This is a genomic window from Microbacterium stercoris (genome assembly GCF_017592545.1).
Lineage (GTDB): Bacteria > Actinomycetota > Actinomycetes > Actinomycetales > Microbacteriaceae > Microbacterium > Microbacterium stercoris.
On the sequence record NZ_JAGFOA010000001.1, the window covers coordinates 1 to 12,651 of the forward strand.

The window sequence follows — 12,651 nt, forward strand, 5'->3', positions numbered from 1 at the left end:
GGGAGCGATCCCCCGGCCCGCTTTCGCATCCCCGCGGCGCCCCGCCCGGGCCGACCCCGCGCCACCCCCGCGCCACCCCCGTCCCGCCCGGATGTCCGCCTCGCGGGGGAGGAGCGTGCGCCGTCCATTCCGTACGGTGAAGGGATGACCCTTCTCGTGCGCGGCGCGCGCGGCGTGCGCGGCCTGCTCACCCCGGCCGCCGACGCCCCCGCCACCGACGCAGCGGCCGCCGCGCGACCCGCGCCGAACCGCAGCGAGCTGCGCCGCGACGCCGCGCTCGCGGTCGGCCTCTTTGTGGCCGCCGTGCTGAGCGTGGCCCTGTCGACCGTGTCTCAGCTGTTCACCTTCCGCGACGACTCGGGCGCGTGGCCGCTCGTCTTCGCCGCGCTGGGCACTCTGCCGCTCGCGCTGCGCCGGCGCTTCCCCCTCACGATCGGCGTGGTGATCGCCGCGGTCTACTTCGTCGGCGCGAGCCTCGAGGCCACCGAGCTCTACGTCAGCCAGGTGACCGTGTTCATCGCGTTCTACACGGTGGGCGCGTGGGCGACCGACCGGCGCCGCGCCACCTGGGGCCGCGCGCTGATCATCATCGGCATGTTCATATGGCTGCTCGTCTCCACCTACGCCGGGGCGGTGAACCCGGATGAGCGGATGCCCGACGCGTCGCCGGGCGCGTTCTCGCCCTACGTCGCCTACATGCTCATCCTCTGGCTGATCAACATCGCGTACTTCGGCGGCGCCTGGTATCTCGGCGACCATGCCTACGCCGCGGCGCTCGACCGCGAGGCCCTGCGGCGACGCACGCGCGAGCTCGAGGAGGAGCGCGAGATGTCGGCCGCGCAGGCCGTGGCGCTCGACCGCGTGCGCATCGCCCGCGAGCTGCATGACGTCGTCGCGCACCACGTCTCCGCCATGGGAGTGCAGGCCGCCGCCGCACGCACGGTGATGGATCGGGATCCCTCGGGGGCGCGCGACATCCTGCAGTCGGTCGAGGGATCCGCCCGCTCGGCCCTGCGCGAGCTGCATCTGCTGCTCGACACGCTGCGTTCGGGCGAGGGCGCCGACGACTCCGGGTCGACTCTGCGCCTCGACGACCTGAAGGACCTCGCGCGGGAGGCCTCGGCCGCGGGCACGCCCACCACGCTCACCGTGGTCGGCGAGCCGCGCGAGGTGCCCGAGACGGTGCACGTGAACCTCTACCGCATCGCGCAGGAGGCCCTCACGAACACCCGCCGCCACGCGGGGCCCGATGCGACCGCCGATCTGCGCCTGCGCTACCTCGCCGACGCGGTCGAGCTCGAAGTGACCGACACCGGACGCACCGCGGCGCACGCGCGTCCCGGTCTCGGGCAGCTGGGCATGCGCGAGCGCGCGATCGCGTCGGGCGGCTCGCTGGAGGCACGGCCTCGCGACCGCGGCGGATACCTCGTGCGCGTGCGGGTGCCCTCGGGCGGTGCCGGATGATGCCCCGCGTGCTCCTCGTCGACGACCACGCCGCGATGCGGCTCGGGTTCCGCACCATCCTCGAGGCCTCGGGCATCCGCGTCGTCGGGGAGGCGTCGACGGGATCCGAGGCGGTTGTGGCGGCGGCGACACTGCGCCCCGACGTGATCCTGATGGACGTGCAGATGCCCGACATGGACGGGATCGAGGCGAGCCGCCGGATCCTGCAGAGCGGCGGATCCGCGCAGGTGCTGATCGTCACCACCTTCGACCGCGACGACTACCTGTTCGCGGCGCTGGATGCGGGAGCGAGCGGGTTCCTGCTCAAGAACGCCGATCCCGAGGACCTCGTGTCGGCGGTGCGCGTCGTCGCCGCGGGCGACGCGCTGCTGGCGCCCGAGGTCACCCGGCGCGTCATCGAGAGGCACGCGCGCCTGGCTCCCCCGGCGGCCCCGCGGCTCGCCGTCGAGCTCACCGAGCGCGAGCGCGAGGTGCTGCGGCTGCTCGCCGAGGCCCTCAGCAACTCCGAGATCGCCGCCCGCCTGCACATCGGCGAGGCCACCGTGAAGACGCACGTGTCGAACCTGCTGCTCAAGCTCGGCGCCCGCGACCGGGTGGCGGCGGTCGTCTTCGCCCATCGGCACGGGCTCGCCTGACCCGCCGCACGGGGGATCAGGATCTCCGCCCGGCGGGGGATCCGCCGCATCCGCCACCTGCCTAGCGTGAGTGTCATGGATGAACAGGATCGCCGATGCTGGCGTTGACCGGGATCGAGAAGAGCTACGGCGAGCGAAGAGTGCTCGATGACGTGTCGTTCGCCGTCGCACCGGGTCGTCTGACGGGTTTCGTCGGCGGCAACGGCGCGGGCAAGACGACCACCATGCGCATCGCCCTCGGGCTGCTGGCGCACGACGGCGGGCAGGTGACGCTGCACGGCGCACCGGTCACGGCCGCAGACCGCCGGGGCTTCGGCTACATGCCGGAGGAGCGCGGGCTGTACCCGAAGATGCGGGTGCTCGAGCACATCGTCTACCTCGCCCGCCTGCACGGTCTGTCACGCGCGGATGCGCACACCCGCGCCACGGCGATCCTGGAGCGCCTGGGGCTCGAGGAGCGCCTGAACGACAACATCGAGGCCCTCTCGCTCGGCAACCAGCAGCGCGCGCAGATCGCGGCGGCGCTGGTGCACGACCCCGAGGTGCTCATCCTCGACGAGCCGTTCTCCGGTCTCGATCCGCTGGCCGTCGACGTGGTGGCCGGCGTGCTGCAGGAGCGCGCGGCCACGGGCGTCTCGGTGCTGTTCTCGTCGCACCAGCTCGACGTGGTCGAGCGGCTCTGCGACGACCTCGTGATCATCGCGGGCGGCACGATCCGTGCACAGGGATCCCGTGACGAGCTGCGCGCGCAGCACGCCTCCCGCCGCTTCGAGCTGCTCACCTCCGCCGATGCCGGCTGGCTGCGTGAGGAGCCCGGCGTCGAGGTGCTCTCGTTCGACGGCGGCTATGCGGTCTTCGAGGTGACAGATGACGCCGCCGCGCAGCGCGTGCTGCGTGCCGCCGTCGAGCGCGGCGACGTCGCCGCGTTCACCCCCCAGCGTCCGTCGCTGGCCGAGATCTTCAAGGCGGTGATCGTGTGAGCGCCCCCGCACCGCGCGCCACGGCGCGCCCCGAGGCGAACCTCTCGCCGCTGCAGGCGGTCTGGCTCGTCGCCGAACGCGAGATCGGCGGCAAGCTGCGCAGCAAGTCGTTCCTCATCTCCACCGCGATCCTGCTGCTCCTCGCCCTCGCCGGCGTGCTGTGGGGCGGCTTCCAGGCCGGATCGACGGAGGCCACGCCCGTCGCCGCCACGAGCGGAGTGGCCTCGGACGTGCGCGGGCTGAGCGGCATCGAGGTCACCGAGGTGGCCGACCGTGCCGAGGCCGAGGAGCTCCTCGCCGATGGCACGGTCGAGGCCGCCGTGCTCGACGACGCCGATTCGCCCACGGGGATGCGCGTGCTCGCCGAGACCGAGGCCCCCGGCTCGCTGCTGTCGCAGCTCTCGCTGTCGCCGACGGTCGAGCTGCTCGACGCGGACGGGGCGAGCGAAGGCCCGCTGCGCTACCTGCTGGGCATCATCTTCGGCGTGGTGTTCATGATGTCGGCCGTCACCTTCGGCTCTCCGATCACCATGAGCGTGATCGAGGAGAAGCAGACCCGCGTGGTGGAGATCCTGATCTCGGCCATCCCGGCCCGTGCGCTGCTGGCCGGCAAGGTGCTCGGCAACACGATCCTCGCGATCGGGCAGATCGTGCTGCTCGCCGCCGTAGCGGTGATCGGGCTCATCACCACCGGGCAGACCACGATCCTGCAGGGTCTCGGCGCCCCGATCGTGTGGTTCGCGGTCTTCTTCCTGTTCGGGTTCCTGCTTCTCGCGGCGATGTTCGCGGCGGCGGGGTCCCTGGTGTCGCGTCAGGAGGACGCCGGCCCGACCCTGCAGCCAGTGATGTGGCTGACGATGATCCCGTACTTCCTCGTGCTGTTCGTCGGGGAGAACCCGGTGGCGATGGCGATCATGTCGTACGTGCCGTTCTCGGCGCCCGTGGCGATGCCGATCCGGCTGTTCTTCGGCGAAGCCGCCTGGTGGGAGCCGCTGCTCTCGATGGCGATCATGCTGGCGTCCTGCCTCGCCGTGGTCGTGCTCGGAGCGCGGATCTACGAGAACTCGCTGCTGCGTATGGGCGCGCGCGTGAAGCTCGCCGACGCGCTGCGGGGCTGACGGCCCACGCACAGGGGCGGGCCGGGGGATCACCTCCGGCCCGCCCCTTCGTGTGTCAGCTCTCGCTGCCGACCTCGGCCAGGATCTCGGGCCAGCGGCGGTCGAGCACGCGTCCGCCCCAGACCACCCCGCCCCAGACGGCCAGGCCGCCGAGCACCAGGCCGCTCAGCAGCGACAGCCACCCGAGCCAGGGGTTCCACAGCGCCGCGATCGCCAGGCCGAAGGGCAGCCCGCCGACGATGCCCGCCGCGGGCATCATGATGAGCAGCGCGAGTAGCGACTGGATGCCGCCCGACGAACCGCGTCCGAGCGGGCTGGCCTCCGGCGCGGGTGCCCGCCCGGGAAGCCAGGTGCCCACCAGCGCCCCCGCGCCCGCCGCGATCGCGGAGAGGCCGATGGACGACCCCAGCGCCGCCGGCAGCAGCTCCCAGGCGCCGGTGAACCCGCAGGCCGCGATCGAGAGCACCACGGCCGAGGGAACGGCGATCACGAGCACTCCGAGAACGCGACCGGCGCGATCCGACGATCCGCGCAGCCCCACCAGCACGTGCAGGGCGACCGCGTTGTTGTCGTAGGCGACATCCATCTGCACGATGGTCGCCACCATCAGCGCGCTGATCGACGGCGCGAGCACGATCATGTTCCGCAGCACACCCAGGTCGAACTCCTCGGGCTGCAGCACGATCGGCACCACGAACAGGATCGGCAGCGCGACCAGCGCGACCGTGTTCAGGATGTGCCGCGGGTCGCGTCGCCGGTACCGGAGCGCGCGGGCGGCGATCGCTCCGGCGGGGGAGGCGGGCAGCATCCGGTCGAGCAGCGCTCCGCCGCGGATGCGCCCGCCGCCGCGGTTGACGATCGGGGCCACCAACCGCGCCGCGAGCATGGCGCGCGCGGCCAGCCAGAGGGCCGCGAGGGTGACGAGCGCGATGACGAGCCGAGCCGTCGCCACGCCCACGGCGCCCTGCGAGATCGCCGCGGGCACGCCGAAGGCCGCGCCGAGGGGCGTCCACGCGGCGACCGCGGCGAGGTCGGTGACGGCGGCACGGGGGTCTTCAAGCGAGGCGAACGCGCTCACCCCGAGGTTGAGGATCACGCCCGAGAAGATCAGCACGAGCGCCACGAGCACCGCGACAAGATCGCGGGTCTTCCGTCCCGCCAACCAGGACGCCAGCAGCCCGGCCACGACTCGCGCGCCCAGGATGCAGATGGCGAAGGCCACCGGGAGCATCACCACCGCCGCGATGACCGCCGGCCACGACGCCGACCATCCGATCAGCGACAGCAGCAGGAACACGAGGGTGAACATGCCGCCGATGCCGAGAGCGCTCGCGGCGAGCAGGCCCGGCAGCAGCTGGGAGGCACGCACGGGCAGCAGCGAGAAGCGCTCGGGAGCGAGAAGCTCATCGGCGCTCACGAGCACGGCGCCCGCCCACCAGCCGAGCGTCACGACAGCGCCGAGCAGCACAAGCACCATGGCGGCGAGCTCGGGCGCGGTCACGCGCATGGCGATGAGCCCGGCCCCGAGGCCGAACAGCGCACCCAGCGCCATCAGGCCGAAGACCACGAGCGACACGATCATCCACGGGTTCTTGGTCAGCTGGTGCCCCAGCTGACGCCACCGCAGGCTTACGAGGAGCGCAACCATGCGAGCGTCTCCTCTCCGAGGTCGTGGCGCCCCACGAGCGTGAGGAAGCGCTGCTGCAGCGACTCTCCGGCACGCACCTCGTCGAGGGATCCGTGCGCGAGCAGGCGCCCCTCCGCGACGATGGCGACGCGGTCGCAGAGCGACTCGACGAGCTCCATCACGTGACTCGACATCACGACGGTGCCGCCGCCGGCCACGAAGGCACGCAGGATCTGCCGGATCGTGTCGCCCGAGACCGGGTCGACCGCCTCCAGAGGCTCGTCGAGCAGCAGCAGGCGGGGAGCGTGGATCAGCGCGCACGCCAGCCCGATCTTCTTGCGCATGCCGGCGGAGTAGTCGACGACGAGGGTCGATCCGGCGTCGGCGAGACCGAGGGCATCGAGCAGCTCACCCGAGCGCGAGACCACGTCGGCCTCGGCCATGCCGTGCAGCAGGCCGGTGTAGCGCAGCAGCTCGGCGCCCGTGAGGCGGTCGAACAGTCTCACGCCGTCGGGCAGCACGCCCATCTGCCCCTTGGCGGCGGCCGGATCCTGCCAGACGTCTCGCCCCATCACGTAGGCCGTGCCGTTGGTCGGGCGCAGCACACCCGTCGCCATCGAGAGGGTGGTGGTCTTGCCGGCGCCGTTGGGGCCGAGCAGGCCGAGCATCGAGCCGGGCGGCACGTCGAGCGACAGGTCGTTGACCGCGACCTTTCCGGAGGGGAACACCTTGGTGAGGTTGCGCAGGGCGAAAACGGGCGGGACAGGGGAAGGGGCTTCCATGCTCAGCACGCTATCGGCGGGCCCGGATGGCGCGCATCCGTCCAGAGACGGAGACGCGATCCGGATGCGCGATCCAGCTCTGCGGCCGGTCAGGCGACCGAGGCGAGGCCCCAGGCGATCATCAGCACCACGACTCCGAGGGCGAGAGCCACGGCGAAGCATCCGATGCCCCTGCGCGCCGCCTGCTTCGTCTGTTCGCCGTAGGCCGCCCGCAGGGCGGGCGAGAGGGCACCGGATCCGTCCCGCGCGGCACGGCGCACGCCGTCGACCGCCCCGCGCAGGTCGGCGGCGGTGATCTCGCCGTCGAGCAGCTGGGCGGCGTGGCTCTGCAGCCCCGCGCCGATACGTCCGAGCTGCTGCCGCTGGGCATCGTCGAGTCTCGCCCCGACCGCCGCGACGGCGGAGGCGATCCGGGGATCCTGCGCGATGTCCTGCGCCCGGTCGGCGACGCGGCGTGCGGCCGGATCGTCGCCGGCGACCTGCGCGATGCGCTGGGCTACCACGCCGGCGACGTGTCCCGGATGCGCGCGCGACGCGGCGAGCGCCTGCTCGACCTCACCGCGACTGGCGCCGATGGCATCGAGCGCGCCCGCGACATCGCCTCCGCGCAGGGCGGCGAGCGCCTCCTCGAGGTCGCGGTCCGCTCCGACGGCGACGCTCGGCGCGGCCCCGGTCGCGGGCGCGGAGGCGGCGTGCGGCGGGTCGGCCTGCGGGGCGGCGTCTTGCCGCGGGATGTTGTGCGGCGAGGCGGCGTGCGGGGCGGCCATCGCGGTCCAGTCGCCCACGGCGGGCAGACCCAGCGGCCTCAGCTCGGGCAGCTCGACGCGCCCGATGGAGAGCAGCTCCGCCAGATCGGGCAGCCCCGGCACCTCGGCGCGGGGCGGCTGAAAGCCCGTCGCACCGCTCGTCTCGTCGCCCATGCGCACATCCTGCCGCACCTCGGCGCCCGCGATGTCGACAGAATGGAGACGCCCCACCCGATCCGTCCCCAGGAGAGCCATGCCGACCGCCTCACAGATCACCGATTCCGTCACCTATCACGGCGAGGGTGCGGTGTGGCATGAGGGCCTGGGCGGCCTCCGCTGGGTCGACATGCTGGAGGGCGACGTCCTGTCGCTCGACGAGCGCACCGGATCCGTCTCCAGGCTGCACACCGGGTCACCCGTGGCCTGCGTTGTGCGCCCGCGCACGACGGGCGGATTCATGGTCGCGCTCGAGCGCTCGTTCGCCGCCTACGACGCCGACGAGCGCCGCGAGTGGGAGACCCCGCCGCTGTGGGAGGGCGCCATCCGCTTCAACGAGGGCGCGGTCGACCCGAAGGGCCGTCTGCTGCTCGGCCAGATGGCGTACGACGCGGCCGAGGGGGCGTCTGCGATGTTCCGCCTGGGCGCGGACCGCTCGGTCGAGAGGCTCTTCGGGGGCCTCACCATCTCGAACGGGCTGGGGTTCACCGCCGACGGTTCGCGCGCGTACTTCGCCGACACCGCGACGGGGCGGATCGACGTGTTCGACGTCACCGACGAGGGCGAGCTCACCGAGCGCCGCCCGTTCGTGACGATCCCCGAGGACGCCGGCGGCCCCGACGGACTGTGCGTCGACGTCGACGGCGGATTCTGGGTCGCGCTGTACAACGGCCATGCCGTTCGCCGATACAGCGCCTCGGGAGAGCTCACCGAGATCGTCGAGGTGGGCGCCGCCCGGGTCACTTCCTGCGCGCTCACACCCGACGGCACCCTCTACATCACCACCTCGCGCGAGGGCCTCGCCCCGGGCGAGGAGCCCGCCGCGGGCGCGCTCTTCCGCGCCTCCGTCGGCGTCGCGGGCGTGCCGATCCGCACCGTCGAACTCTGACCCCCGGCGCGCCGGCCGACCGACGCCGAGCGGGTGCGTGCCCGCCGACCGGGTGCGTGCGCGCGCACCCGGTCGGCGCAGGCGCACCCGCTCGGCGCCGGGGCCAGCCGGCCGATCATCCCGCCGATGTATTCAGGGTCGCCTCGCGATGTATGTCGCGCTCTTTCACGCGGTCGGCGCACCGCGCGCCCATAGCGTGAAGACATGGGACCACATCTGACACCCGCGATCGTCGCGGTGCTCGCCGGTGTGCCGGTGGCCGTTGCCCTGTTCGTGCCGTTCGTCGCGGGAGAGTACCGCCGACGCGGGCGTCTCTCGGTCGGGCGTCTCCTGCTGTGGATCTCCTCGCCCGTGTACGCCATGGCGCTGTGGACCTACACGCTGCTGCCGCTGCCGGATCCCGCGACGGTCGTCTGCGCGCCCGCGCAGCTGCGGCCGGGTCAGTTCATCGCCGACATCCTCACCTTCGACGTCTCGTCCGTCGGGGCGATCCTGCGCAACCCGGCCGTGCAGCAGGTGGTGCTCAATGTGGTGCTGTTCGTGCCGCTCGGGATCTATCTGCGCTGGCTGTGGGGCCACGGCGTGGTGGCGGCGACCGCGGCGGCGCTGACCGTCTCGGCGCTGATCGAGGTCACCCAGCTCACCGGCCTGTTCGGCCTCTACCCCTGCGCCTACCGCGTGTTCGACGTGGACGATCTCCTCGCCAACACCCTGGGCGGCCTGATCGGCGCCCTCATCGCGCTGCTGTCGGCGCGTCGCCGTCCGACGGAGGCACTGCCCACGCGTGTCACCGCGGGGCGCCGATTCGTCGGCATGCTGTGCGACCTGCTCACCGTCACCGTGCTCAGCGTCCTGGTGGGCATGAGCACGCGGCTCGTGCAGATCGCCGCGCTCGACATCCCGTCGTCCGATCGCTCCGCCGAGCAGCTCGCGACCGCGCTCGCCTCGCTTGTGCCCTTCATCCTCTGCGGCCTGGTCGCCGCGGTGACTGGCCGCACGATCGGCGATCACGCGGTCGGCATCCGGTTCGCCGGGCGCAAGGCGGGCGTGCGGCGCTACGTCTTCGGCATCGGCGGCTTCCAGCTGCTCGGCATGGTCAGCGGGCTCGACACGCTGTTCGCGGTGATCAGCGTCGTCGCCATGGTGGCCACGGCAGACCGCCGGGGTCTGCCGGGCCTGCTGCTTCGCCGCGCACCCGAGATCCACGCCCCCGCGGCGGCACCGCACCCCTGACCCGCGCCAGCGCGGCGTGCCCGCCGAGCGGGTGCACGCCCGCCGAGCGGGTGCGTGCGCGCGCACCCGCTCGGCGCCGGAGCACCCCCTCGGCGCCGAGCTACGCGGCGGTCACAACCAGCTGGCTGCCGTCGGCCGAGACGTCGACGCGCACAGCCTCGCCGTCCTTGACGCCGCCCGACAGGATCGCGAGAGCGAGGCGATCCTGGATCTCCTGCTGGATGAGGCGGCGCAGCGGGCGCGCGCCGTAGATCGGGTCGTACCCGCGCTCGGCGAGCCACGCCCGCGCATCCGGGGTGACGGCGAGGGTGAGGCGACGATCCGACAGGCGCTTCTGCAGCAGGTCGACCTGCAGCTCCACGATCTGGGCGAGGTCGTCCTGCGACAGCGCCTGGAACATCACGATGTCGTCGAGGCGGTTCACGAACTCGGGCTTGAACGCCTGGCGCACGAGCTGCATGACCTGATCCCGCTTGGCGTCGGGCGCGAGGATCGGATCGATGAGGATCGGCGATCCGAGGTTCGACGTCAGGATCAGGATGACGTTCTTGAAGTCGACCGTGCGGCCCTGGCCGTCGGTGAGGCGGCCGTCGTCCATCACCTGCAGCAGCACGTCGAAGACCTCGGGGTGCGCCTTCTCGACCTCGTCGAGCAGCACCACGCTGTACGGGCGCCGCCGCACGGCCTCGGTCAGCTGGCCGCCCTGCTCGTAGCCGATGTAGCCGGGAGGGGCGCCGACGAGGCGCGAGACCGAGTGCTTCTCGCCGTACTCCGACATGTCGATGCGCACCATGGCGTGCTCGTCGTCGAAGAGGAACTCGGCCAGGGCCTTGGCGAGCTCGGTCTTGCCCACTCCGGTGGGGCCGAGGAACAGGAAGGATCCGGTCGGCCGGTTCGGGTCGCTGATGCCCGCACGCGAGCGACGCACCGCATCCGAGACGGCCTTGACGGCGTCCTTCTGGCCGATGAGGCGGCGACCGAGCTCGTTCTCGAGGTGCAGCAGCTTCTCGGTCTCGCCCTGCAGGAGGCGTCCCACGGGGATGCCTGTCCATGCGGCGATCACGGCGGCGATGTCGTCGTCGGTGACCTGCTCGTTGACCATCCGCGGCTCGTCCGATCCGGCATCCGCCTGGGATTCGGCCTCGGCCAGCTGCGCCTCGAGCTGGGCGATGGTCTCGTACTGGAGCTTGGACGCCTTCGCGTAGTCGGCGTCGCGCATGGCGCGGTCGCGCAGCGTGACGGCCTCGTCGAGCTTCTTCTTGAGGTCGCCGACGCGGGTGAGGCCGCCCTTCTCGCGCGCCCACCGGACCTCGAGCGCACGCAGCTCGGCCTCGGACTCGGCCATCTGCTCGCGGAGCTTGGCGAGGCGCTCCTTGGAAGCGTCGTCCTTCTCCTTCTTGAGCGCCAGCTCCTCGAGGCGCATGCGGTCGACCTGCCGCTTGAGCTGGTCGATCTCGACGGGCGACGAGTCGATCTCCATCTTGAGACGGCTCATGGCCTCGTCGATCAGGTCGATCGCCTTGTCGGGCAGCTGGCGGCTGGGGATGTAACGGTTCGAGAGGGAGGCGGCGGCGACGAGGGCGCTGTCGGTGATGGTCACGCCGTGGTGCGCCTCGTAGCGGCCCTTCAGGCCGCGCAGGATCGCCACCGTGTCCTCCACCGATGGCTCGCCCACGTACACCTGCTGGAAGCGGCGCTCGAGGGCCGCGTCCTTCTCGATGAACTCGCGGTACTCGTTGAGCGTGGTGGCGCCGATGAGGCGCAGCTCGCCGCGGGCGAGCATGGGCTTGAGCATGTTCGAGGCCGCGACGGATCCCTCGCCGCCACCTGCGCCCATCAGCACGTGCAGCTCGTCGATGAAGGTGATGACCTCGCCCTCCGACTCGGTGATCTCCTTGAGCACGCTCTTCAGGCGCTCCTCGAACTGGCCGCGATACATGGCACCCGCCACGAGCGCCGACATGTCGAGGCTGATGAGGCGCTTGTCCTTGAGGCTCTCGGCGACGTCTCCCGCGACGATGCGCTGAGCCAGGCCCTCGACGACCGCGGTCTTGCCGACGCCCGGCTCGCCGATGAGCACGGGGTTGTTCTTGGTGCGTCGCGTGAGCACCTGACTGACGCGACGGATCTCACTGTCTCGCCCGATCACGGGGTCGAGCTTTCCGGCGCGCGCACGCTCGGTCAGGTCGATGCCGAACTGCTCGAGGGCGCTCTGCTGCTCTTGCTGCTGGTCTGCCATGCGGTCCTCCCCGGTGGTGATCTGCTCTCGTGGCGAACTTGAGCCGCGTCGACTCAAGTTTACCGGATCCCTCCCGAATCCGTCGAGAGGGCGCGAGCGAATGGAGGCGCCGAGCCCTCCTCGGTCGCCCCACCCCCTCCGAAATACCTACAGACATACCCACGCGATATCCACCACTCTGGGGGGATGCCCGCGACGCACGCCCCCTTCGCAGCCTCGCGACCCAAGCTCGCAGTCGCCGGCACGGTCGTGACCGTGCTGGGCCTGGTCGCCGCCGCCATCTCGATCCTCGGACTCCTGCAGGTGCTCTACGTGGCCGTCTCGGCCGAGGGCAGAGAGGCGCTGTGGAACCTCTACGGCGTGGCCGCTTCGGTGGTCGCCGGTGCGATCGCCGTTGTGCTCGGCGCGATCGGCTGCTTCTTCGAGGACACCGTGCGCCTCGCCCGCGTGGCGGTGATCACCGGCATCGCCTCTCCCGGCGCGGTGCTGCTGCTCGGCTGGACCACCAGCTGACCCGATCCGGATCCGGATCCCCCGGACAAGGCCGCCGTCGCTGATCACAGCGGGGGCGGTCTTTTTTGCGAGCGGCCGAGTCGCTCCGCAGCGCCCAGCCATACTTTCTCGTGCCGGAGAGGCATGTGCCGGAGCTATGGCTCGCGGCGCCGACCGCAGCGGCGAGCGCAGGAACCCCCGGTGAGATGCCGTTTCCTTGGCATACCTAT

At 71.9% G+C, this 12,651-nt stretch carries 11 protein-coding genes; 7 read left to right on the plus strand and 4 right to left on the minus strand.

Annotated elements, in window-relative coordinates; genetic code table 11:
- Positions 1 to 144: 144 nt before the first annotated feature.
- From J5V96_RS00005 to J5V96_RS00020, 4 genes are all read left to right on the plus strand, one after another.
- On the plus strand, positions 145 to 1,464 hold the full coding sequence (locus J5V96_RS00005) for a sensor histidine kinase (protein WP_208499170.1): 1,320 nt from the start codon (positions 145 to 147) through the stop codon (positions 1,462 to 1,464).
- Entirely contained in the window at positions 1,464 to 2,099 is a 636-nt protein-coding gene (locus J5V96_RS00010) for a response regulator (RefSeq protein ID WP_208499172.1), read from the plus strand. The genes J5V96_RS00005 and J5V96_RS00010 overlap by 1 nt, the downstream gene beginning before the upstream one ends.
- A gap of 95 nt (positions 2,100 to 2,194) precedes the next feature.
- Positions 2,195 to 3,079: an ABC transporter ATP-binding protein gene (locus tag J5V96_RS00015; protein WP_208499174.1), complete on the plus strand. Its 885-nt coding sequence runs from the start codon at positions 2,195 to 2,197 to the stop codon at positions 3,077 to 3,079.
- Positions 3,076 to 4,197 (plus strand): ABC transporter permease, encoded by a 1,122-nt coding sequence (locus tag J5V96_RS00020; RefSeq protein WP_208499176.1) that lies wholly within the window; start codon positions 3,076 to 3,078, stop codon positions 4,195 to 4,197. The genes J5V96_RS00015 and J5V96_RS00020 overlap by 4 nt, the downstream gene beginning before the upstream one ends.
- Positions 4,198 to 4,252: 55 nt before the next feature.
- Here J5V96_RS00020 and J5V96_RS00025 read toward each other — a convergent pair whose 3' ends face one another.
- The 3 genes from J5V96_RS00025 to J5V96_RS00035 form a co-directional block, all read right to left on the minus strand.
- Positions 4,253 to 5,845, minus strand: a complete 1,593-nt coding sequence (locus J5V96_RS00025; protein WP_208499178.1) for a hypothetical protein — start codon at positions 5,843 to 5,845, stop codon at positions 4,253 to 4,255.
- The gene (locus tag J5V96_RS00030; RefSeq protein ID WP_208499180.1) at positions 5,827 to 6,606 is read right to left on the minus strand and encodes an ABC transporter ATP-binding protein; all 780 of its coding nucleotides are present in this window, start codon (positions 6,604 to 6,606) and stop codon (positions 5,827 to 5,829) included. Before J5V96_RS00030 ends, J5V96_RS00025 begins: the two co-directional genes overlap by 19 nt.
- Before the next feature lie 89 nt (positions 6,607 to 6,695).
- A complete protein-coding gene (locus tag J5V96_RS00035; protein WP_208499182.1) occupies positions 6,696 to 7,607 on the minus strand; it encodes a hypothetical protein in 912 nt (303 codons plus the stop codon).
- On the opposite strand from J5V96_RS00035, the gene J5V96_RS00040 reads away from it, so the two are divergent.
- Positions 7,606 to 8,457 (plus strand): SMP-30/gluconolactonase/LRE family protein, encoded by an 852-nt coding sequence (locus tag J5V96_RS00040; RefSeq protein ID WP_208499185.1) that lies wholly within the window; start codon positions 7,606 to 7,608, stop codon positions 8,455 to 8,457. The two genes, J5V96_RS00035 and J5V96_RS00040, sit on opposite strands and share 2 nt — an antisense overlap.
- Before the next feature lie 204 nt (positions 8,458 to 8,661).
- Positions 8,662 to 9,690, plus strand: coding sequence for a VanZ family protein (locus tag J5V96_RS00045; protein ID WP_208499187.1), 1,029 nt, complete (start codon positions 8,662 to 8,664; stop codon positions 9,688 to 9,690).
- A gap of 100 nt (positions 9,691 to 9,790) precedes the next feature.
- Here the strand turns inward: J5V96_RS00045 and J5V96_RS00050 are convergent, their stop codons facing one another.
- Positions 9,791 to 11,929 (minus strand): ATP-dependent Clp protease ATP-binding subunit, encoded by a 2,139-nt coding sequence (locus J5V96_RS00050; protein WP_208499189.1) that lies wholly within the window; start codon positions 11,927 to 11,929, stop codon positions 9,791 to 9,793.
- Between the two features lie 186 nt (positions 11,930 to 12,115).
- Here J5V96_RS00050 and J5V96_RS00055 point away from each other — a divergent pair, with 186 nt between their 5' ends.
- Positions 12,116 to 12,442 (plus strand): hypothetical protein, encoded by a 327-nt coding sequence (locus tag J5V96_RS00055; RefSeq protein WP_208499192.1) that lies wholly within the window; start codon positions 12,116 to 12,118, stop codon positions 12,440 to 12,442.
- Positions 12,443 to 12,651 lie beyond the last annotated feature (209 nt).

Bases quoted from the DNA above. Each gene is read 5' to 3' on its own strand.
- J5V96_RS00025 (WP_208499178.1), bottom strand. From the start codon at position 5,845: ATGGTTGCGCTCCTCGTAAGCCTGCGGTGGCGTCAGCTGGGGCACCAG.
- J5V96_RS00045 (WP_208499187.1), top strand. From the start codon at position 8,662: ATGGGACCACATCTGACACCCGCGATCGTCGCGGTGCTCGCCGGTGTG.
- J5V96_RS00005 (WP_208499170.1), top strand. From the start codon at position 145: ATGACCCTTCTCGTGCGCGGCGCGCGCGGCGTGCGCGGCCTGCTCACC.
- J5V96_RS00010 (WP_208499172.1), top strand. From the start codon at position 1,464: ATGCCCCGCGTGCTCCTCGTCGACGACCACGCCGCGATGCGGCTCGGG.
- J5V96_RS00040 (WP_208499185.1), top strand. From the start codon at position 7,606: ATGCCGACCGCCTCACAGATCACCGATTCCGTCACCTATCACGGCGAG.
- J5V96_RS00015 (WP_208499174.1), top strand. From the start codon at position 2,195: ATGCTGGCGTTGACCGGGATCGAGAAGAGCTACGGCGAGCGAAGAGTG.
- J5V96_RS00050 (WP_208499189.1), bottom strand. From the start codon at position 11,929: ATGGCAGACCAGCAGCAAGAGCAGCAGAGCGCCCTCGAGCAGTTCGGC.
- J5V96_RS00035 (WP_208499182.1), bottom strand. From the start codon at position 7,607: ATGGCTCTCCTGGGGACGGATCGGGTGGGGCGTCTCCATTCTGTCGAC.
- J5V96_RS00030 (WP_208499180.1), bottom strand. From the start codon at position 6,606: ATGGAAGCCCCTTCCCCTGTCCCGCCCGTTTTCGCCCTGCGCAACCTC.
- J5V96_RS00055 (WP_208499192.1), top strand. From the start codon at position 12,116: ATGCCCGCGACGCACGCCCCCTTCGCAGCCTCGCGACCCAAGCTCGCA.